Annotated in this window: 17 protein-coding genes; 6 read left to right on the forward strand and 11 right to left on the reverse strand. The window is 62.3% G+C overall.

Annotation, left to right across the window (positions count from 1 at the left end; genetic code table 11):
- The first annotated feature begins 171 nt into the window (after nt 1–171).
- The gene (locus RAH32_RS16785) at nt 172–1179 is read left to right on the forward strand and encodes an IS30 family transposase (protein ID WP_306609381.1); all 1008 of its coding nucleotides are present in this window, start codon (nt 172–174) and stop codon (nt 1177–1179) included.
- Nucleotides 1180–1386: 207 nt separating this feature from the next.
- Here RAH32_RS16785 and RAH32_RS16790 read toward each other — a convergent pair whose 3' ends face one another.
- On the reverse strand, nt 1387–2973 hold the full coding sequence (locus tag RAH32_RS16790; RefSeq protein ID WP_306609383.1) for a CHASE domain-containing protein: 1587 nt from the start codon (nt 2971–2973) through the stop codon (nt 1387–1389).
- A gap of 642 nt (nt 2974–3615) precedes the next feature.
- Here RAH32_RS16790 and RAH32_RS16795 point away from each other — a divergent pair.
- A complete protein-coding gene (locus tag RAH32_RS16795; protein ID WP_306609385.1) occupies nt 3616–5589 on the forward strand; it encodes a PAS domain-containing protein in 1974 nt (657 codons plus the stop codon).
- 164 nt (nt 5590–5753) lie between these two features.
- Here the strand turns inward: RAH32_RS16795 and RAH32_RS16800 are convergent, their stop codons facing one another.
- From RAH32_RS16800 to RAH32_RS16815, 4 genes are all read right to left on the reverse strand, one after another.
- The gene (locus RAH32_RS16800) at nt 5754–7931 is read right to left on the reverse strand and encodes a PAS domain-containing sensor histidine kinase (protein ID WP_306609387.1); all 2178 of its coding nucleotides are present in this window, start codon (nt 7929–7931) and stop codon (nt 5754–5756) included.
- 58 nt (nt 7932–7989) lie between these two features.
- Nucleotides 7990–8241 (reverse strand): hypothetical protein, encoded by a 252-nt coding sequence (locus RAH32_RS16805; RefSeq protein WP_306609389.1) that lies wholly within the window; start codon nt 8239–8241, stop codon nt 7990–7992.
- A 9-nt stretch (nt 8242–8250) separates the two neighbouring features.
- On the reverse strand, nt 8251–8388 hold the full coding sequence (locus tag RAH32_RS16810) for a hypothetical protein (protein WP_306609391.1): 138 nt from the start codon (nt 8386–8388) through the stop codon (nt 8251–8253).
- Between the two features lie 114 nt (nt 8389–8502).
- A complete protein-coding gene (locus RAH32_RS16815) occupies nt 8503–8919 on the reverse strand; it encodes an RrF2 family transcriptional regulator (protein WP_306609393.1) in 417 nt (138 codons plus the stop codon).
- A 78-nt stretch (nt 8920–8997) separates the two neighbouring features.
- On the opposite strand from RAH32_RS16815, the gene hmpA reads away from it, so the two are divergent.
- From hmpA to RAH32_RS16835, 4 genes are all read left to right on the forward strand, one after another.
- Nucleotides 8998–10188, forward strand: a complete 1191-nt coding sequence (gene hmpA / locus RAH32_RS16820) for an NO-inducible flavohemoprotein (protein ID WP_306609395.1) — start codon at nt 8998–9000, stop codon at nt 10186–10188.
- A 17-nt stretch (nt 10189–10205) separates the two neighbouring features.
- Complete coding sequence (locus RAH32_RS16825) at nt 10206–10511, forward strand: DUF6522 family protein (RefSeq protein ID WP_306609396.1); 306 nt, start codon at nt 10206–10208, stop codon at nt 10509–10511.
- A 282-nt stretch (nt 10512–10793) separates the two neighbouring features.
- Nucleotides 10794–11267 (forward strand): DUF427 domain-containing protein, encoded by a 474-nt coding sequence (locus RAH32_RS16830; protein ID WP_306609398.1) that lies wholly within the window; start codon nt 10794–10796, stop codon nt 11265–11267.
- Nucleotides 11268–11319: 52 nt separating this feature from the next.
- The gene (locus RAH32_RS16835; protein ID WP_306609400.1) at nt 11320–11553 is read left to right on the forward strand and encodes a hypothetical protein; all 234 of its coding nucleotides are present in this window, start codon (nt 11320–11322) and stop codon (nt 11551–11553) included.
- A 65-nt stretch (nt 11554–11618) separates the two neighbouring features.
- On the opposite strand, the gene RAH32_RS16840 is transcribed toward RAH32_RS16835, so the two are convergent.
- The 6 genes from RAH32_RS16840 to RAH32_RS16865 form a co-directional block, all read right to left on the reverse strand.
- Nucleotides 11619–11978, reverse strand: a complete 360-nt coding sequence (locus tag RAH32_RS16840) for a response regulator (RefSeq protein ID WP_306609402.1) — start codon at nt 11976–11978, stop codon at nt 11619–11621.
- Complete coding sequence (locus tag RAH32_RS16845) at nt 11979–14675, reverse strand: PAS domain-containing sensor histidine kinase (protein WP_306609404.1); 2697 nt, start codon at nt 14673–14675, stop codon at nt 11979–11981.
- Between the two features lie 967 nt (nt 14676–15642).
- Nucleotides 15643–16338: an ABC transporter ATP-binding protein gene (locus tag RAH32_RS16850; protein WP_306609406.1), complete on the reverse strand. Its 696-nt coding sequence runs from the start codon at nt 16336–16338 to the stop codon at nt 15643–15645.
- Entirely contained in the window at nt 16338–17090 is a 753-nt protein-coding gene (locus RAH32_RS16855; protein WP_306609408.1) for an ABC transporter ATP-binding protein, read from the reverse strand. The genes RAH32_RS16850 and RAH32_RS16855 overlap by 1 nt, the downstream gene beginning before the upstream one ends.
- The gene (locus RAH32_RS16860; protein ID WP_306609410.1) at nt 17087–18076 is read right to left on the reverse strand and encodes a branched-chain amino acid ABC transporter permease; all 990 of its coding nucleotides are present in this window, start codon (nt 18074–18076) and stop codon (nt 17087–17089) included. The genes RAH32_RS16855 and RAH32_RS16860 overlap by 4 nt, the downstream gene beginning before the upstream one ends.
- A complete protein-coding gene (locus tag RAH32_RS16865) occupies nt 18073–18996 on the reverse strand; it encodes a branched-chain amino acid ABC transporter permease (protein WP_306609412.1) in 924 nt (307 codons plus the stop codon). The genes RAH32_RS16860 and RAH32_RS16865 overlap by 4 nt, the downstream gene beginning before the upstream one ends.
- Nucleotides 18997–19054: the final 58 nt, after the last annotated feature.

Below are 19054 nucleotides of genomic sequence, written 5' to 3' on the forward strand. Positions count from 1 at the left end.
ATGGCGGATGTCTCCGCCCTGCCCGGCCATGCTTGCCCACCCTCGGTGAGACACTCCTACTTTGCGCAGCCGAGGACATTTCAACTTGGTTGCAACAGAAGATATAGCCGGGCACATTCCATTCTGGAATGCATCACTCGATAGTTTCCTGAAGCTATTCAGGAGCATGGGATGAGGCGCCCTTTCACCAACCTGACGCTGGACGAACGTCGCGTGATAGCGCGGATGTTGCAGGCCAAGGTGCCAAAGACGAAGATTGCGGAGATGCTCGGCCGCGATCGCTCGACCATCACGCGCGAAGTCAAACGCAACTGGTGGCATGACAAGGACGTCCCGCAGGCTGACGGCTACTGGCATGTGACGGCTCAGTCCCAGGCTGACCGCAGGCGGTCACGTTGGCGCAAGCTCGAGCGTCTTCCTGATTTGCGTGCCGAAGTGATCCGCTGCCTTCAGGAAGGCTGGTCGCCCGAGCAGATCGCCGGCCGGCTCAGGATCGAACCCGGTGCTCCGCACAGGCTCTGCCATGAGACGATCTACCAGTATGTCTATTCAGTCGAGGGTCAGTCCGCGCAACTGGCGCGCCTCCTGCCCGAGCGGCGCCGAAAGCGAAAGCCGCGCTATGCCCGCACACCCCGCAACCGGGTTTTCCCTGCAGAAACAAGCATTCACAACCGGCCGTCCGAGATCAACGATCGCAGCCAGTTTGGAAATTGGGAGGGTGATCTGATGATCTTCGAACGCGCTCAGGGCGATGCCAATGTGGCCACGCTGGTCGAACGCAAGACCCGCTACACCGTTCTGCTGCGCAACAACGATCGGAAGTCTCGGCCCCTCATGAGCCGTCTGATCCACGAGATGTCACCCCTGCCCGCCGAGGCGCGGCGCTCGATCACCTTTGACCGCGGTCTGGAGTTCGTGGCCTGGCGCGAGCTGGAGAGCGGCATGGGCACGAGAGCATGGTTCTGCGACCCGCAAGCTCCTTGGCAAAAGGGCTCGGTCGAGAACATGAACAGGCGCCTCCGCCGCTACCTGCCCCGGGACACTGCTGTGTTGCAGCTGACACCTCGTTCGATGAGGATGATGTGTCAGCGCCTGAACGCCACGCCCCGAAAGTGCCTGGGCTACCGAACACCCACAGAAGCGTTTCGAGATGAACTGATCCGATTGGAGGCACCATGACGAACCCTGCCCCGCAGGACTGGTGCATTCAGAATGGAGCCTGCACCGCAAAGTCAAAATGTCTCACCAGTTCAGGAATGTCACACTCCCCTGACATGGATGAGCATCATGTCGGCCCTTGAAGTCAGTCCATGTTGCGGGCCTTCAGGAATATGCCGATCTGGTCGCCGTGGGCTACGAGTCAGGTCAACCTTGGCTGCCTGAACTCTAGAGGGGAAAGCTCAACTCGATCCTTAACCCATCCGCTTGGGGATGCCGTTCGATGGTGCCGCCCAACTCCCCTCCGACCAGAAGGCTGAGAAGGCGCGTACCGAAGCCGGAGGCCGAGTCCGGTATCTGGGGCGTCACGGCGGATGTGCTTTCCTGCCAGAGGAGCTTGAGTGCTTGACCTGCTGACGCCTTCTCGACCGACCACGTCACGTTCAGCCTGCCCCTCTCTTGCGCAGCCGCCCCATATTTGAGGGAATTGGTGGCAAGCTCGTGAAACACCAGGGCGAGCGCATGTGTCTGCTGGGCAGTAAGGGGCACCGCAGGTCCCGAAAGCGTTGCCGACGTTCCCGAAATCTGATCGGTCTCTGCCCGAATGAGATCCTCGAGATCGGTGCCGTCCGTTTTCGAGGCGATCAGCAGATCCTGCGCTGCTGCCATGGCTTGGAGCCGCGCATGCAGGCGGCTGACCATTTCAGTCTTGTCGGAAGTCTCGCGCGCTGTCTGGCGCGCAATGCCCGACACCCGAGCCAGCATGTTCTTCAGCCGGTGGACCATTTCGCGCATGAGCAGATCCTTCTGCTCGGCGCTGCGCCGCGCCATCTCACCAAGCGCCCGCGACCTGTCGATGGCCAAGCCTTGCCAATGAACCGCGAAAGTCGTGGTCAGGACGAGAAGTGCAAAGATGATCCCGCTCACGAATGTGTAGCGCAGCGGGTTTATATCGTCGAAATCGGGTCCCGGTCTTGCCGACAGGATCCAGTCCCGTCCGGCGATCTGGAAGCGGTTCTCGCTTGCCAGGGTTTCACGGGCGACGGCCTCTGAATAACCTGGGCTTTCGAACAATGGCAGGTCTGGCATCCGTGCGTCTGTGGCACGGAGTTCCAGGGGAAGATCCCTGCCCGCTAGGGCAGCGGTAAAGAGATCCCCCATGCGCAAGGGAGCATAGACAAAGCCCTCGGGTCGTGTGCCTTCAGTCCTGTAGAACGGCATGTAGATCAGGATGCCGGCCTGCACATCCTGGGTGATTTCCTGGACAAGCTCGACCGGGGCCGTGGCCATGGGCTTACCCTCTTCCAGGGCCTGGAGCATGGCTGTCCGGCGATGGGCCTCGGTGAACATGTCAAAGCCCAGGGCTGCCCGGTTACGGGCATCGTTTGGTTCCAGAAGGATGATCGCGGTCCGCAGGCCCGGAACAGCTTCAGGCCAGACTTCCCGGGAGACGTCATAATTTGTGCGGATGCCGGCTTCGACGTCGGTCTCGGATGCCGGTGGCAGCAACTGCGAGACACCGATCCCTTGCAGGCCGGAATACTGCCCATCCAGATCCAGTTTCGAAACAAAGGCAGCAAATACCTCGCGCTCCAAAGAACGGGGATGAACTTCAAAAAACGCCCGTGTGGCTGTCAGCAGGGCAAGATGTTGTTCGATCCTGATTTCTATCCGGCGCGCGGCTCTTTGTGCCAGAATGTCGAATGCAGCCTGCTGGCCTGCAACCTCTGTGCGATAGATGGTCCATGTCAGCCCCGTGCCCACCAGTGACAGGATTGCAGCTACGGCAAGGGAAAGACGAGACAGGGACCTCATGACGCATCGGTAAGACCAAAGGGCGCCAAAGTCCAACATATCAACAAGAAAAGGGAGACCCGTTGTGCGCGGGTCTTTCCTGAACTCGAACGATTGTGGCAAAGTTCAGAACGACCTTCACTCTTCCGGGCGTCCAGGAAATCAGAACGCCGGCGGCGTGACGTCAGTCCCGCTGCAATGGCCTCGGCAATGTCAGCGCATGCGGTGACGCCTTGATCGAACGGTCTGTCATGCACCAGAGAGGGAAGCGCCGCGAGGCTTGGAGGACCGGTATAAGGACCGACCTCGATCAGGCGGTAGTCTCGGGACACCTCAGGGATTTCCCGGCCGTTCTCCAGCACCATCCGACGCAGGCCGAAAAGGGCAGATCCTGAGAGGTCAGACCGGTATGGAACCGCTTGCGGGCGGCCTCTGGCAGACGGGGAAAGACGTCCTCGACTTCCTCATGCATGCGCAGAAGGGCATTGCGCCATGCACGCGAGCACGAGAAGAGTGCGCTTTGCGCCGACCTTCTGCGCTGTCGAACACGACCTTGCGGAACCAGGCATTTCCACGACACGCGGTGTCTTGTGAAAGCCCCTTGACGCGGATACGGGGCTTTCTCCTTGTTTCCCGTAATCTCGCGTTGATATTGGAACGGTCATGATCGCAGAGGCCCCGGCTGACGGCTGCCCCAACCCGCCTGTTCCTGAACTTGAACGGCGTCTGGCCCAACAGGCGCTGATCGCCGAATTCGGCCGCTTCGCTCTCAGGAACGATACGTTGCAGGCCATTCTGGATGAAGCCTGCCGCCTTGCAGCGGATGGGCTGGAAGTGGGCTTTGCCAAGGTTCTCGAACCCTTGCCCATGGAGAATGCTCTTCTTCTGCGCGCGGGGATCGGCTGGAGGCCGGGATTGGTCGGACATGCCCGTATCGGAGCCGATCTGGAAAGCCCTGCGGGATACGCCTTCAAGACGGGAGAGCCGGTGATTTCCAACCATCTTTCGGAAGAAAAGCGTTTCCGCACGCCGAAGCTGATGGCGGACCACGGGGTCAAGCGCGCGGTCAACGTGATCATCCAGGGTGAAGGCATGCCATTCGGGGTTCTCGAGGCCGACAGCCGCGATCCCGGAGCCTTCAATCCGCATGACATCCACTTTCTGCAGGCGCTCGCCAACACTCTTGGCGTGGCCATCGACAAGGAGGCAGCACGAAGCAGGATCGAGGAGCTTGGCAACGAACTGGCCCGGCGGGAGGCCCATCTGCGGCGCGCGGTCGAGCTCAACCCGCAGATCCCCTGGGCGGCCGATGCGGAGGGCCGGATTGTCGAGTTCAACGAACGATGGCTTGCTTCGACAGGCCTGACGCCGCAGGAGGCGCAAGGAGAAGGCTGGCTTGAAGCGATCCACCCCGATGACCGTTCGGCGTCCATTTCGGCGTGGAGGAAGGCCATCGAGACGGGCACGCCCTTTGACGTCGAGCATCGCGTCCGCATGGCAGGTGGCGATTATCGCTGGATGCGCAGCCATGCCCATCCCTGGCAGGATGCGCGGGGCGGCATTGCAATGTGGTATGGCGCATCAGAGGATATCCACGAGCGCAAGCTTGCAGAGCAGGCCGTGGCCCAGAGCGAGGAGCGTCTCAGCATCGCCGTCGATGCGGCGGCGCTCGGGCTTTTCGACCATGACCTGGTCACCGGCACAATCGACTGGGACGGGCGCATCCGCGACATCTGGGGCATTGGGGCCGAGGAGCCGGTCAGCTTTGCGACCTTCGCGGATGGCATACATCCTGAAGACCGGGCAGCGATGCAGGCCGCGCTTGATCGGGCGCTTGATCCGCACAGCGATGGACGGTCTGCGGCCCGGTATCGCGTCCTGCGCCGTTCTGACAAAGACACCCGTTGGGTTGCTGCCTACGGACGCACGACCTTTTCCGAAGGGCTCCCCGTGCGTCTGGTCGGCATCGTGCAGGATGTCACCACCCAGGTCGTGGCCGAGGAGCGACTGCGGCGCGCCCTGGCCGACAAGGATCTTCTATCCCGCGAGATTGATCACCGCATCAAGAACAGCCTGTCGATGGTCGGGGGGCTGCTGCGCATGCAGGAGCGGGCCGTGTCGTCCCCAGAGGCAAAGAAGGCCTTGGCCGAGGCCTCGACCCGTGTGCTGAGCGTGGCCCGTATCCACGAGCAGCTTTACCGCTCGGCGAACATGGATACGGTCGAGTTCGGGGCATACCTGCAGCGTTTGACAGAAGATATTGCAGCCTCCTTGGGTTCAGGAAATGCGCAGATCACTGTCAGGGCCATGACGATGCTTCTGCCCATCGATCAGGCGCTGCCGCTCGGCCTGATTGCAAGCGAGCTTCTGACCAATGCCCTGAAGCACGCGCGGCGGGGTGACGAGCCCGTCCCGATCCAGGTGCACTTCGGGCCAGGCCAGGACGAAGGAGGCTTCAAACTTGTCGTGGCGGACCATGGTCGCGGGTTGCCTGAGGGCTTTGACATAAGCGGTCAGGCGGGGCTCGGCATGCGCCTCATCGTCTCGCTGAGCAGCCAGTTGGAAGCCACAGTCGAGGCGATCAACACCGCTCAGGGAGCGCAGTTCACGGTGTCCGCAAAAGCTGAGACGACCTAGACGCTGCCCGCGGACAAAGGTTCGCTATGCTGGACGGAGAGGACCACGACTGCCTGGAACGGCAACATGACGGATACAGTTCAGAAATCCGATCAAGGGCCAGCCATGACTGCCGCGTTGATCCTGTCATGTCCAGGAATTCTTGTCCGATTGAATGGATATCATCATGCTTTCCCTACTTTTGACATATTGCACGCCAGGGTCCATCTGACACCTTCCGGCCTGTATTCCAGACTGACCTCGGCGTCCAAGGCGGACTGTGTCATCTGGTTTATGACCGTGGAGCCGAAGCCTCTGGACGTGGGCGGGACAACGGGCGGGCCGTCGCGTTCAACCCAGACGATCTCAAGGGTATCGTGGTCGGGCTGCACGCTCCACGCAACCTCGACATGGCCGCGGTCTGACGACAGGGCACCGTATTTGCCTGCGTTCGTGGACAGTTCGTGCAGCGCCATGCCAATCGCCTGGGCTGCGTGGGGGGCAAGACTGACAGGCGGTCCAGCCAGGGAAATCCTTGTCTCCATCCTGTCCAGGAAATGTGCCAGTTGGGATTCGGCCAAGGAGCGCAGATCGACCCCATCAGTTGCGCTTTCGAACAACAGATCCTGCGCCTTGGCCAAGGCCATCAAACGCGTTTCGAAGCGCGGGATGAAATCTTCACTGCTGCCGCGCGCCGTTTGCCGTGCGACCGCGTGCACCAGCGTCAGGATGTTCTTCGTGCGGTGATTGATCTCGCTCATGAGCAGCTTTTCGCGTGCCCGCGCTTCTTCCCGGTCCGAAATGTCAAAGCCCGAGGCCACCAGCATCCGCAGTTCCCCTGTCGCCCCGAACACCGGCGCCAGAAGAAAATCGATGGTGATGAACCTGTCGTTCCGGCCCCGGACGACCACGTCGAACCGCTGGGTCTGCCCCGACCGTGCCTTCGATACCGCATCCCGGCACTTTTCCCGAATGGCTGTGTCGTATGTCCACCAATACGCGTCCCAGAAAGGCTTTCCCACCACGTCGCTCTTGGTCAGTCCTCCGAAATCAAGGGCCGGCTGGCTGCATTCGCGCAAGACCCCGTCCGGATCCAGAACGCCGACAAAAGCGATCGTGTGGTTGATGACGGTGCGCATCTGTTCTTCGCTTTCGCGCAAGGCAAGCTCGACCGCCTTGCGGTCGGTGATGTCCTGATCGACGCCGATGACCTTGACCGGAGTGCCGTCGGCGTCGCACAGGACCTCGCCGCGCGTCGCAAGGTGCCGGATGGCGCCCCCCTGCAACACAACCCTGAAATCCACGCTGAACGCCGACTTGTTCACGACCGCATCCTGAAAAGCCGCCTTCACGGCAGGCCGGTCGTCGGGGTGAATGGCACGCCGCCAGAGATCGTTGGCATTGCCGTCAAAGTCCGGCTCTCCGAACAACGCGAACAGTTGCGGGGACCCCTGGACTTCGTCGGTCAGAAGATCGACCTCCCACGCGCCCATCCTTGCGGCGTCATGAGCAAGGCTCAGGCGCCGTTGCTGTTCCTTCGTTTCCTGCTCGTTGCGCACCCGTTCGGTCAGGTCGTAGAAATAGCAAAGGACGCCAGGCTGGCCGTCCTCCAGTTCAATCCGTTCGATGTTCCAGTCGTATGCTTCCAGAACCTTGCGGTCGGCGCGATATCCGATCACCGGGTCGGCATCATATGGTTCCCCGGTTTCCAGCGTGCGGCGGAACCGGGCGACCGCTTCCGAAGCGAAGGGTTCGTCCCACAAGATGTGCAGGATCTCGTCGATATGCCTGCCTAGAAGATTGTCGATCTCGGCAAAGGTCGCAAAGGCCGTCCTGTTTATGCGCACCATGCGCAGTCGCGAATCCACCGCGTATGCGCCGATGGGCGCTGCGTCGATGATCTGCCAAAAGGAATCGTTGCTCAGCTTGCGGCCGATGCCGCCTTCGGGTTCATGGGTGATATCGGTCAGGGTTCCCGTGATGCGCCTGACCTGGCCTGCCGCGGAAGCGGGATGGGCCGTTCCCACATCGCGCACGCGCAACACCTGGCCGTCAGGCAGCGCGATCCGATAGGTGAACTCATACGGCCCTGGTGACCGCATGGCGGACTGCATGCGGGCTGTCACCCAATCCCTGTCGTCGGGATGAATGGTCCGGTGGACCTCGTCCATGGACACGGGCTGGTTGGAATGGGCGGGGAACATCTTCCGCAGCCTGGGCGACCAGACCGACAGGCCGCTCTGCACGTCAACGTCATAAGAGCCGAATATCTGGCGATGCATCAGCCCAAGGGATTTGCGTTGCAGCACTGCATCTGTCGGCTTGGGGCCGTTGAAACCGGAAGGCTGCGTGCTATTGACCAACTACGCCTCCTGTCCCGCAATATTGTCACGAATTATCCCACATATAACCAGTGTGATGTCAATTCCTCACAGGCGCCGCCGGCAGGATCCTGGCAATGCCTGTGGTTGCCCCTGTGGGGCAAGAGCGATTCACCCTGCCAAGGCCCGGAAACGGCGCCAGAAAGCGGCTGACGCCGATCATCGCAAGATCATCGAGGTGGCCGAAAACCCCGATCGGCGTGCCCAGCAGCACGCCGATCAGGCAGAAGGCGAGGTTCGCCACCGAGGACGCGACGCCGAACCCCACGGCAGGGTTGGAAAGCAGATCCATGATCGCCCCTTACAGCGGCAGCCAGGGACCGAAGCGCCGGAAGGGCAGCCCCAGGCCATAGCTGAAGATCAGCGTGGACATGATGGTGACGATCACCGTCAGGCTTTGCCAGAGCGGAAGAACTTCATCACCAGATGGAACACGCAACAGTTGCAAAGGGATCGAGAAGGCTGACAGTGAGACCTGCCGGCTACAGCTGGACGAGCGTTGAGCAGATCGACGAAAGACCGTCCAGCCAGCACGGGTGCCGAGATTGCTATGTCAAGCCACGAACAGATGCCGGAAGGCATCCGGGGTGCGTGCGGCATCTGACAGGCGAAACTTGTCCAGCACTGCCATGAAGGCTTCCCTGGCTTCGGAGAAGACGTCCGGCAGGCTGCATCCTTCCGCGATGCGGCAGGTGCTGCAATCGACAAGGCCATTGTCGCGTTCGGTATGCCGCACAACCTGACCAATGGTGATGTCTGCAGGCGGCCGCGCCAGAGCCAGCCCGCCATGACGTCCCCTGGTGGTCTTGACGAAGCCCGCAGCCCCCAGATCCTGGATGATCTTCATCAAGTGATTTTGCGAAATGTCATGGGCTTCCGCGATCTGCCGGATGGACACCCGACCGCCATCATGGCTGGCAAGGTAGATCAGCGCACGGAGCGCATAGTCGGTGTAGCGGGTCAACTTCATCTTTTCACATTAGATGCATTCCAATTGCATGTATATAGATCTATAGATGCATTCTAAATGCATGATTAGGAGAATCCCGTGCCGCGTCCCCTGTCGCAACAGACCATCGCCGTCGTGAAGGCGACGGTGCCCGCCTTGGAACAGCATGGTTCCGTGATCACCGAAACGATGTACCGCCGCCTGTTCCGCAACGAAGACATCGCCGCCCTGTTCAACCAGGCCAACCAGAAGAAGGGAACGCAGCGCCTTGCCCTGGCGCAGGCCGTGCTGGCCTATGCCCAGAACATCGAAAACCTGTCCGTCCTGGGTGCAGCAGTCGAGCGGATCGCCCAGAAGCACATCGGCTATGCAATCCTGCCCGAGCATTATCCCTTTGTGGCCGAAGCTCTGCTTGGCGCCATGGAGGAGGTTCTGGGCGATGCCGCAACACCGGACATCCTGCAGGCATGGGGCGAGGCCTATTGGTTCCTGGCTGACCTTCTGATCGAGCGTGAAGCCGCCATCCGCACGGAGATCGAAGCAAAGCCCGGAGGCTGGACCGACTGGCGCCGCTTCGTGGTGGCAGAGCGGCAGGTCGAGGCGGAAGGGATCGTCTCATTCATCTTGCGTCCCCAGGACGGCAGCCTTGTTGTCCCGCACCGACCAGGGCAGTATCTGACCCTGCGCTTTGACGAGGCCGGTCTTGCGGGCGTCAAGCGGAACTATTCCATTTCCAGCACTCCAAGCGATGAGAGCTACCGGATCACCGTGAAGCGAGAGCCGGACGGACAGGCGTCCTGCTTCCTGCATGATCGCGCTCTTGTCGGCACCATCCTCGAGGCCACGCCGCCTGCAGGGGACTTTCACCTTGCCAAGGACCCGCAGCGTCCGCTGATCCTGCTGTCGGGCGGCGTCGGCCTGACGCCCGTCGTCAGCATGCTGGAGGTGCTGGCAGAACAGCATCGCGACGTGCCCGTCTTTTATGTCCACGGCACCAGCAGCCCGGCACATCATGCCCTTGACGCCCAGGTGCGGCTTGCTGCCGCCCGGCATGGCAACGCTCTGGTTGAAACCTTCTACGAGAGTGGCGCCGATGACAGGGCCAATTCGGGCCGGATCACCATCAACTGGCTCCGGGCCAACACGCCCCTGGACGACGCGGAGGTCTATCTCTGCGGCCCCCGTCCCTTCCTGCGGCACTTCGTTGCCGGCCTGAAGGACGTGGGCATCCCTGCCGATCGCATCCATTACGAATTCTTCGGCCCGGCCGACGAACAACTGGCGATCTAGCAGAAAGGAGCGGTGTCATGAATCTCGGTCTTGTCACAAGGATCACGTTCGACCAGGATCGTCCCATCGTCGAGGCCTCCGAGATCGCGTCGTTGCTGGAGCTTGACGTGTCTGACTTTCAGGTCCTCATGCGCGCCGGAGGGATCAGGAGCATTGTGGAGCGAGGCGAGGGACAGGACGGCGGGAAGTTCCGCCTGACGTTCCAATCGCCCCGGTGGCGGGTCCGCTTGACTTGCGGGCGGGACGGCGAGGTCTTGACGCTGACGCGCGTGCGGCTGGATGTGCCTCTGCCGGAACTGCGGTCGGTCAGCACAAGGTCATGACGTCTGGATCCCGGGTTGGTCGATCCGGGATCTGCCGATCATCCTGAACTGCGCCCCGGCTATACGGCCTGCTCAAGGCCTGGGTGTCACGAACCCATCCTTGCCTTCGGGAACCAGCGACAGCATCGACACGAGGAATCCACCGCCGACGTTCGCTTCCCAGCACAATCCAGCGGTTCGCATGTGCAGCATTGAACCGCTGCCCCCAAAGCGGACGCTCAGTATCTTTGACGGCCTGCGACACGCGGGGTATCGTCCATTCGGCTTTTCTGGTGTCCCTGCATGACTGACCTGCCGCGCGAAAACGTCCAGTCCTACCCGCGCCCGCCGACGCTCGAGCCGGTGCAGCACCGGATCAGGGTCGTTCTGGGCGGCGCCCTTGTCGCCGAAACGGGCCGCGCCCTTCGGGTTCTGGAAACGCACCATGCGCCGACCTATTACCTGCCGGCGGGCGACGTGCAGGCCTCCCTTCGCCCGGTTCCGGGGACGAGCTTCTGCGAATGGAAGGGCGTGGCGCGCTACTTTGACGTGATCGCCGGAGGAAAGACCGCCCCGCGCGCGGCCTGGTCCTATGGCCGTCCTACCGCGGGGTTTGCCGCTCTTGCCGGGTATGTCGCCTTCTACGCAGGGCTGATGGACGAAGCCTGGGTCGGTGATTTGCGCGTCGTGCCGCAACCGGGCGACTTCTACGGCGGATGGGTCACGCCCAATCTGGAAGGCCGGATCAAGGGTGCGCCCGGAACGCGGAACTGGTAAGCTGCCAGGCGACACGCCTTGCAGGCGGCCGGAGTTCATCGAGGCGATGACGATGCGGCGGCTGGTGCTTCTGGTCCTTGCCGCGCTGCTTGTCGCGTGCGGCTTCCCGCGCGCCTTTGCAGAAACGCCAGTATCGAGGGAGGCTGCAATCGCCGACTTCAGGATGACGCCCGATGCCCGACGGCAGTTCTTCACCGACCAGGTGATGGGCGGCGTCTCCACGGGCGAAGTCGCGTTCGCGAAGGAGGATGGCAAGCCCTTTCCGTATTTTCTTAGGTGGGGGTGAGCCAAACCTACACCACGCTCAGGGGCAGCATCAGCAGGTCCGCGCCAGTGCAGCCGCGCCGGCGATCAAACCAGGCCTGCGGCAGCTGCCAAGGCCGATTTGAGATCTTCAGGGCTGTACGGTTTTGTCACCGTTGGCACAGCCTTGAGCGTCTCTGGGTGCTCGGCATCTCCGTATCCCGTGGCGAAGACGAATGGCACTTCTCGCCTGCTCAATTCTGCGGCCACGCCATAGCTCCGCTCGCCCCGAATGTTGACATCGAGGACGGCGAAATCCGGCGTGTACTTATCGAGAAGGCGCATGGCCTCCGCGATGGTGGTTGCAAGACGCACATCCCTTGAGCCAAGATCGAGAAGCATGTCCTCGAGCGCGAAGGCGACGAGGGGCTCGTCTTCCAAGATCAGGATTGAAGTTCCATCGATCATCTATGCCTCCGGGAGTGGCGCGTCGATCGCGCAGTGGAGGCCTTGAGGCGCAAACTCCAGGGAAACCTGGCCTTGCAGCTCGACCGCCAGTCCTTGCTCGATCATGCGTGTCCCAAACCCCTTGTGCGTGGGTGCGGTCACGGCAGGTCCGCCGATTTCCTTCCAGTCCAGACGAAGGCGCGGCCGGTCCCCGTTCTTGCTGACCTCCCACCTCACGGCAATTGAACCGACAGCGTTGGACAGTGCGCCGTACTTGATGGCGTTCGTGCTGAGCTCGTGAATCGCCATGGCAATGGAAACAGCCGTCTGAGGTGAAACGATCACCTCGGGGCCTTCGGAGGTCACCCGAGCGGATGCCGCTCCTGCCGTTGCTTGTACCGAACTGAAGATGATCTCGGACAAGAGTGCTTTTTCCCAATGCCTTCGCGTCAGAAGGCTGTGCGCTGCGGAGAGTGCACTCAGCCGAGCACTGAAGTTCGCCCGTGCTGCATCGGACGGTACGTCGCGTTTGAACGACTGCTGCGCCAGGCTCTGCACGATCGCCAGGGTGTTCTTCACCCGATGATTTAACTCGTTGATCAACAAGCGCTGCCGCTCTTCAGCTTTGCGCCTTTGTTCGATCTCCAACTGCGCTTCCCGGTAAAGGCGCGCATTGTCCATGGCGATCGCTGCCTGACCGGCGATCCCCAGCATCAACGTCTCATGGTTTTCGCTGAACTGGCCGGGGTCGGAATGGCCGAAGAACAGCCCGCCGATGACCTCACCCGAGCGGGATGTGACAGGCACGGCAAGGTAGCTGCGGACCGGGGGGTGTCCGTGCGGCATGCCCTGATGCGGCGCGTTCTTGCCATAGCGCGGGTCAGCGAGGATGTCGTCAGACCGCAGGACCTTGTCACCATCGAAGGTGGGCCTGAAGACCTCTGTCGCACGGGGCATCCCGAAGCTTTCGAATTGGGATCGGTCGGTACCGGACAGCGTGTAGAGCATGAGCGCCTTGCCGGCGTCATTCTGGGCGTTATAGAAGAAGGCTGCGAACTGCGCGCCAGTCAGCGCAACACCGGCATCGGTCACGGTTTGCACGAGACGCTCAAGGTCCAGTTCCGCCGCAACTGCCGATCCGGTGCGGTTCAGCGTCTCCAGAGTGCGCTTCTGTTCCTGCAGCGCGTTGTCACGAGCTTTGTCCTCGGCGATGTTGCGCGCTTCGATCACCGTACCGACAGGGCTTCCAGACTCATCCAGCACCGGGCTTGCAGTGAATCCGACCGGGTAGAAGGAACCGTCCCGTGCCACGAACAACTCCTCGCCGCTCATCTGGGCGCGCGCGGGAAAGGCTCGGTCAATCGGACACTCTTCGATTGGATAGTGAGTGCCGTCCGGCCTCTTGTGGTGCACGACGTCATGGAGTGGCCGCCCCTGAAGCTCCTCCGCCCGGTACCCGGTCAACTTCTCGGCTGCGGCGTTCGCGTAGACGCAGTATTGCCGATGGTCCATCAGAAACACTGCTTCCCGGGTGTTGTTCAGGATGGCATCAAGCCTTCGGGTGGTTTCCCGCAGGGTAGCCTGTGCCTCCATCGTAGCGGTGATGTCGCGCGAGACGGAGAGAAGTTTTTCGGGCTGCCCCGCCGCATTGTTTATCGGCGTGACCACCACATCCCACCATCGCGGGCTTCCCTTCATGGTCGTGGCAAAGCCTTGGAAACGCCCGGTGCCGCCGCGCTTTGCTTCGTCCATTGCGCTTGTTGCCTTCGCCTTCTCCGCCCCTTCCCAGAAGTCGGGCCAGAAGGCGCCACGCACGCGTTCAAGATCATCGACCTCCATGATCCCCATCCCGATATCCGACATGAACTCAAGGAAGCCATCGAGATCGAGAACCTTGATGCAATCGGCAGAACTTCCGAGCACGCGACGGTTGAACTCCTCGCTGGCGCGCAGCGCGGTTTCGGTGCGGCGACGTTCCTCCACATCGAGCAACACCCCCGGGAAGCTCAACGGCGTGCCGTCTGCTCCCTTGTCAACCCGACCATTTGCCTCGATCCAGTGATACTGGCCGTCCGCGCGGCACACGCGGTACTGGTGGGCATAGGGGCCGCCCCGCTCCGTGGCTGTGTCGATGGCGGCGAGCAATCCTGACCTGTCGTCTGGATGAACAGTCGCGATCACCTGTTCAAGGCTGAGTCCGGTGCGCCCAAGGCTGGGGTCGATGCCGAAGGCATTGGCAAATTGCTCATCCACAGTGAAGCTGTCCGAGGGAAGATCCCAGAACCACGTCCCGATGATCGCGCCCGCGTCGAGGGCGAGCCGCACCCGATCTGCATTGGCCTTTGCGCGTTCCTCGCTCTCGCGCAGCAGTCGTTCCGCGGCCACCTGTCGGGTTATTTCCTGGCAGGCGCAAAAGAAACCATCAACAGCGCCTGTTTCCCCTCGCACCGGCGTATAGGAGAAGGCGAAATGGGCCTCTTCGCGATAGCCCTTGCGTTCCATCCAAAGCTCGATGTCGTCCATCTGCACAGGCTCGCCTCGATAGGCCTGCTCGACAAATGGCAGGAGATCGTCCCTGATCTCCTGCCAGACGTCCAAGAAGTCTCGCCCCATGGCTGCCGGATGCTTGTCTGCGAGGATCTCGCGGTAGGCATCATTGTAAAGAAGCGTTCGCTGTGTCCCCCAGAGAACGAACATGGGCTGGCTCGAGGCAAGCATGACTCCGACCAGGGTCTGGAGCGCGACTGGCCAGCTTTCCGGTGGACCAAGGGCGCATGCACTCCAGTCGCGCGCCCGTAGAAGCGTCCCGGCTTCTCCTCCACCTTGAAGAAAAGGCGGCTGCAAACTTAGGCCGGGTCCTTCCGGCCGCAAGGTTGTCTTCGTTTCGCTCAAAGCAGGGACGCCCTATGTTTGTTGATGCATTGGCAGACTTCGAAAAATTCGTGCGGGGGCGTCGCATACCAGATCACCCACCCTGCCCCCAACGGGTATCAGTCCGAGACTGGGCCAGCTTACATCATTGCGGACGTTATTCATGTAGCGACAACTCGGCTCTTTGGGTTTAGGTAGAAAAGGCTCTACTTGCTCACCCCCTCGAATGAAGCAACAACGCGTTTGTTCACCGCAGAGATCCGGCCAGTTCTCTCTGAATACCCGAAGACTCTTGGAGTCCGGCGCTTCGTCCCGAGGGGCACGTTCCGACGGCCGGCCGGATCGGCCCGCTCGACACGACCGCCTGCCACGCAAGCCATGCTGCCCCTTGTTGTCGAAGACCAGCCGCATCGCGCGTTCACGCACCTCGGGGGAAAACTTGGTGGTCGTCTTGCCCATCCGGCAAACCGGCGCGGTTCAGTCCTGCAGGAACGCATGCACCAGATCGTTCGGTTCGCGGAGGACTTCAGGCACGAGCGACCTTTGAAGCAGTGAGCGGGCGTCTCGAAGCCGTGACAACTCCTATTGGCTTGGCGTCATTCAACAAGTTGACCCCGCCTTGCCCGGACAGATCATACTGAGGCGCTTGAACAGGCTCGCCTGTGATCTCTACCAGAAATGATTATGTACAATGCTGATTTGGCCCGGCGGATTCCCAAACGAAGTGCAAACGCCAAGATATCACAGGCATTTCCATCGCGGTTGGCGAATGGCTTATGTGGTTGGCTGCACCAAGGCAGCCTTGGCCTGAGGGTCAGACGTGCAGGAAGCGGGTCTTGACCTCGGGCGTGGCGATCAGGTCGGGGGTCGATCCGGTCCAGACGACGCGGCCCTTCTCGATCACCACATGGCGGTCGGCAAAGCGGGCAAGCGCGTCCACGTTCTTGTCGATGACCAGGATCGCCTCGCCTTCGTCCTTCAGGTGGCGCAGGCAGGACCAGATCTCTTCTCGGATCAGGGGCGCAAGGCCCTCGGTCGCCTCGTCCAGGACGATCAGCGCGGGATTGGTCATCAGCGCCCGGCCCACCGCCAGCATCTGCTGTTCGCCGCCCGACAACTGGTCACCCATGTTGCGGCGGCGTTCCTTAAGCCGCGGGAACAGGGCATAAACCTTGTCCAGCGTCCATTTGGCCTTGCCGCGCGTGCGGGCGGTGGCGACCAGGTTCTCCTCGACCGTCAGGGGGGCGAAGACCTGCCGCCCTTCCGGCACAAGGCCCAGGCCCGCGCGGGCGACCAGATGGGGCGCCGCCGCCGTCAGGTCGCGCCCGTCGATGCTGACGCGCCCGCCGCGCGGACGCAGAAGCCCGAAGATCGACCGCACGGTGGTCGTCTTGCCCATGCCGTTGCGGCCCAGAAGCGTCACCACCTCGCCGCGCGCGACCGACAGGTCGATCCCGAAAAGCACCCGGCTGTCGCCATAGGCCGCCTGCAACCCTTCAACCGTCAGCATCAGGCGGCCTCCTCTCCAAGATAGGCTTCGCGGACCTTTGCATCGGCGCGCACATCGGACGGGAGGCCACTGGCGACGATCCGGCCATAGACCAGCACCGAAACCCGGTCCGCCAGCGCGAAGACCGCGTCCATGTCATGTTCGATCAGGACCATCGTCACGCGGTTCTTCAGGCGCCCGAACATCTCGACCAGATGGGCGGCTTCCTCGTGGCCCGTGCCTGCCAGCGGCTCGTCCAGAAGCATCAGCCGGGGCCGCGTGGCAAGCGCCACGGCCAGTTCCAACTGGCGCTTTTCGCCATGGCTCAGCGATCCGGCCAGCCTGCGGGCGCGATCGGCAAGGCTCACGTCGGCCAGGCAGGCCATGGCCTGGTCGTTCAGCGCCCGTTCGGCCGCGGCGGGGCGGAAGAAGCGGAACGACGACCCTTCGCGCGCCTGAACGGCAAGCGCCACGTTTTCCAGCACGGTGAAGCTGGGCAGCAGCGTGGTCAGCTGGAAGGACCGCGCCAGCCCAAGGCGAACGCGGCCCGCCATGTCCAGCCGGGTGATGTCCTGCCCCGCATAGACCACCCGCCCGCTGTCGGGCCGAAGCTGCCCCGACAGCTGAGAGATCAGCGTGGTCTTGCCCGCGCCGTTGGGACCGATGATGGCGTGAAGCTGGCCTTCATGGACATCCAGCGACACGTCCTGCGTGACCTTCAGCGCGCCATAGGATTTGCTCAGGGTCTGCACGCTCAGCAGCGTATCGGTCATTTCGGATCCCTTGTCAGATTGAGACGGCGCAGCAGGCCAGCCAAGCCGCCTGGCGAGAACAGCGCGACCGCCACCAGGATCAGGCCGAAGCCTAGACGCCAGTGTTCGGAAAAGCGCGCAAGCCCTTCCTCCAGCGCGATGGTGAGAAGCGCGCCGCCCATTGCGCCGGTCAGGCTTCCCACGCCGCCCAGAACCAGCATCACGATCATCTCGCCCGAGCGGTGCCAGCTCATGTAGGCGGGCGAGACATAGATCGCCTGGTTGGCCAGCAGCACGCCCGCCACCGAACACAGGCATCCCGCGATGACATAGGCGGTCAGCTGATAAGGGAAGGGCCGGAAGCCGATGGCCTGCATCCGAAGGGCGCTTTCGCGGGTGCCTGTCAGCACCCGGCCGAAGCGCGACAGCGTCAGGCGGTAAAGCCCGGCAAAGGCCAGGACCAGCAGCGCCAGCGTGGTATGGAACATGCCCTCCGCCCCTTGCAGCCAGGGCATCCCCAGGATCGTCGAGCGGGCGGTCAGCGCCACCCCGTCATCCCCCCCAAGGGCCGAGAAGGACACGAAGAAGAAGAACGCCATCTGCCCGAAGGCCAGCGTGATCATGATGAAGTAAACGCCGCGCGTCCGCAGGCTGATGGCGCCGGTGACGGTGGCAAAGACCGCCGATGCCGCGATCCCCGCCAGCAGTTGCAGGAAAAGGTCGTTCACCCCTGCCCGCGACAGGATCGCCACCGCATAGGCGCCGAAGCCCAGATAGGCAGCATGGCCAAAGGACACCATCGCGCCATAGCCAAGGATCAGATCCAGCGACAGCGCGGCGATGGCAAAGATCATCATGCGGGTCGCAACAACGATCAGGAAGGGTTCGCCCAGGGCATGGGCGACCGGCGGGACCACGGCCATGAAGGCGAAGATGCACAGCGCCAGCTTCAGCCGTCCGGCAAGTCTGGGGCGTGAGGGCGCGAGGGTCCGGGTCACGTCGGTCATCGTGCCACGGTCCGCCCGAAAAGACCGGCCGGACGCCAGAACAGCACCGCCGCCATCAGGATATAGACCAGCATCGGTGCAATGGTCCGCCCCGCCTGCGCAGCCGCGGCCGGATCCATCATGGACTTGAGGATGATGGGTCCGAACATCCGGCCCAGCGTATCGACGATGCCGACCAGAAGCGCGGCGCAGAAGGCGCCCTTGACGGAGCCCACGCCGCCGATCACGATCACCACGAAGGTCAGGATCAGAATGCTGTCGCCCATGCCCGGATCGACCGACAGGATCGGCGACACGATTGCCCCTGCAAAACCCGCCAGCATGGCACCGACCGCAAAGACCAGCATGAACAGCCGGTTGATGTCCGTCCCCAGCGCGGACACCATCGACCGGTTCGCCGCCCCTGCCCGCAGCAGCATGCCGACACGGGTGCGGGCGATCACGAACCAGAGGCCCAGGGCCACCGCAAGGCCCAGGCCGATCACGGCCAGCCGATAGATCGGATAACGCATCGGACCCGCCAGCGGAACCGAACCCGACAGCATCTCGGGCATGGCGACGGACAGCGGGGCCGAACCCCACAGGATGCGGACCAGTTCGGACAGCACCAGCACAAGGCCGAAGGTCGCCAGCACCTGGTCCAGATGGGATCGGTCGTAAAGCCTTCGGAAGACCAGCAATTCCAGCACCAGTCCGACCGCCAGCGTCAGCGGCAGCACCATCGCCAGCGACAGCCAGAAATTGCCCGTCGCGCCCATCATCATGGCCATGACATAGCCGCCGACCATGTACAGCACGCCATGCGCCAGATTGATGAAGTCCATGATGCCGAAGACCAGCGTCAGGCCGGCAGCGACAAGAAACAGCAGGATTCCGAATTGCGCGCCGTTCAGAAGCTGCAGAAGGAAAAGATTGAACATCTGTCGTCCCTGGTTCGCATGCCAAGCCCAGCCGGCCCCTAGGGGGCCGATTAGTCAT

The sequence above is a fragment of the Paracoccus yibinensis genome, from assembly GCF_030846195.1.
In the GTDB taxonomy this organism is placed as follows: domain Bacteria; phylum Pseudomonadota; class Alphaproteobacteria; order Rhodobacterales; family Rhodobacteraceae; genus Paracoccus; species Paracoccus yibinensis.

Bases quoted from the DNA above. Each gene is read 5' to 3' on its own strand.
- RAH32_RS16785 (WP_306609381.1), top strand. From the start codon at position 172: ATGAGGCGCCCTTTCACCAACCTGACGCTGGACGAACGTCGCGTGATA.
- RAH32_RS16790 (WP_306609383.1), bottom strand. From the start codon at position 2,973: ATGAGGTCCCTGTCTCGTCTTTCCCTTGCCGTAGCTGCAATCCTGTCA.
- RAH32_RS16795 (WP_306609385.1), top strand. From the start codon at position 3,616: ATGATCGCAGAGGCCCCGGCTGACGGCTGCCCCAACCCGCCTGTTCCT.
- RAH32_RS16805 (WP_306609389.1), bottom strand. From the start codon at position 8,241: ATGGATCTGCTTTCCAACCCTGCCGTGGGGTTCGGCGTCGCGTCCTCG.
- RAH32_RS16815 (WP_306609393.1), bottom strand. From the start codon at position 8,919: ATGAAGTTGACCCGCTACACCGACTATGCGCTCCGTGCGCTGATCTAC.
- RAH32_RS16825 (WP_306609396.1), top strand. From the start codon at position 10,206: ATGAATCTCGGTCTTGTCACAAGGATCACGTTCGACCAGGATCGTCCC.
- RAH32_RS16830 (WP_306609398.1), top strand. From the start codon at position 10,794: ATGACTGACCTGCCGCGCGAAAACGTCCAGTCCTACCCGCGCCCGCCG.
- RAH32_RS16835 (WP_306609400.1), top strand. From the start codon at position 11,320: ATGCGGCGGCTGGTGCTTCTGGTCCTTGCCGCGCTGCTTGTCGCGTGC.
- RAH32_RS16840 (WP_306609402.1), bottom strand. From the start codon at position 11,978: ATGATCGATGGAACTTCAATCCTGATCTTGGAAGACGAGCCCCTCGTC.
- RAH32_RS16845 (WP_306609404.1), bottom strand. From the start codon at position 14,675: ATGCTTGCCTCGAGCCAGCCCATGTTCGTTCTCTGGGGGACACAGCGA.
- RAH32_RS16850 (WP_306609406.1), bottom strand. From the start codon at position 16,338: ATGCTGACGGTTGAAGGGTTGCAGGCGGCCTATGGCGACAGCCGGGTG.
- RAH32_RS16855 (WP_306609408.1), bottom strand. From the start codon at position 17,090: ATGACCGATACGCTGCTGAGCGTGCAGACCCTGAGCAAATCCTATGGC.
- RAH32_RS16860 (WP_306609410.1), bottom strand. From the start codon at position 18,076: ATGACCGACGTGACCCGGACCCTCGCGCCCTCACGCCCCAGACTTGCC.
- RAH32_RS16865 (WP_306609412.1), bottom strand. From the start codon at position 18,996: ATGTTCAATCTTTTCCTTCTGCAGCTTCTGAACGGCGCGCAATTCGGA.